This is a genomic window from Rhizobium sp. P1_C7 (assembly GCF_056406295.1).
On the sequence record NZ_JBFUAL010000060.1, the window covers coordinates 1 to 1,523 of the forward strand.

Genomic DNA, 1,523 nt, shown 5'->3' on the forward strand with positions numbered 1-1,523 from the left:
CATTTCATTTGGGACCGCGGTTCTCGAACATGGAGTAATCGCGGCGCGATCGCCCTGGCTTTTTTGGGCTGGCGAGGGTGGTTGCCCCCGATAAGATGGAAAAACGGGCTCTCGATTGGAACCGGGCCCAAACATCGGATGGAGGCAACCGTGAACCAGTATATTGGGCTTGATGTTTCATTGAAAGATACCGCGATTTCGATCCGGGAGGACGGCAAGCGGATCTGGCGGGGGAAGTGCCCTTCAGATCCAAAGCTTCTGGCGGAGATGATCCGCAAGCATGCCCCGCACGCTCGGCGCGTCGTATTCGAAACGGGACCACTGTCGACTTGGTTCTATCACGCGCTGACCGGCGAGGGAGTGCCTGCGATATGTATAGAGGCGCGGCACGCGCAAAAGGTATTGAACGAGACGCTCAACAAAACCGATGCCAACGATGCGGATGGTTTAGCTCAACTCGCCGAAGCAGGCTTTTATAAAGCGGTTCCCGTCAAGTCGTTTGACGCTATGATGGTCCGCACGTTGGTGGCTGCCCGCGAACAACTCCTGAACATCTCAACACAACTTGGCAATCAAATCCGCGGCCTGATGAAAACCTTCGGTCTGATCATCCCGAAAGGGACGGGCCGTGTGTTTGATGGGGATGTGCGGAAGCTGTTGGATGGGAACGAGGAGCTTGCGAAGATTATCTTGCCGCTTTTGGAGGCGTGGTACGATATCCGCAAGCGCGCAGCCGTTCTTGGTCGCCAGTTGCTTATAGTGGCGCGCGAGAGCCAAGCTACAAAGCTACTGATGACAATTCCAGGCGTCGGCGCCGTCACGGCGGTATCCTATGTTACGGCAATTGAAGATCCAGAAAACTTTCGAACGTCGCGCTCGGTTGGCGCGTGGCTCGGGTTGACAACCCGGCGCTATCAATCAGGCGAAGTCGATTATGACGGCCATATCTCGCGAAGGGGTGACAATCGTTTACGTGGGCTGCTTTATGAAGCGGCGACAGTGCTGCTGACGAGAACCAGTGCCAGGACCGAGAGCAGTCTCAAGAGTTGGGGACTTAGGCTACGCGAGCGACTTGGCTTCAAGCGGGCTGCGGTGGCCGTCGCCCGGAAACTCGCGGTCATCATGCACAGCATGCTCAAGACGGGAGAAGTGTTCAACGCATCGGCTGGCGTCACCGCATAGGAGACGCTCAGCCTTCGTCCCTCAGCGCGCCACCTAACTTTGGGCGCTGAGCGTCCCTGCTGCGGACGTGGGTAGAATCATTCCGCTTACGGTGGCTGCAGCTCGTTGAGACTGCGCCTCGAACATTAGGAAGATTCCACCTGCGAAGACCATTGTGCGGCGGCGTTTGTCGACCGCGGAGACAACCCTGCTCCCAGCACTGGATAGCTCTGAAGGACACGGCCGGAGAGGGCAGATCCAATTAATCAGTTCAGCCGTGTTGCCTATCTCGCAAGCCGGCAAGGACATCGAATGCTCAAATCAGCTTGACGGATGGAATGCGATTAGACAACCACCAGTGA

The 1,523-nt window shown here is 56.9% G+C and carries 1 protein-coding gene; it reads left to right on the forward strand.

The window, feature by feature from the left end:
• Window positions 1–150 precede the first annotated feature (150 nt).
• Window positions 151–1,182: an IS110 family RNA-guided transposase gene (locus AC1D2R_RS32075; RefSeq protein ID WP_477973852.1), complete on the forward strand. Its 1,032-nt coding sequence runs from the start codon at window positions 151–153 to the stop codon at window positions 1,180–1,182.
• Window positions 1,183–1,523: the final 341 nt, after the last annotated feature.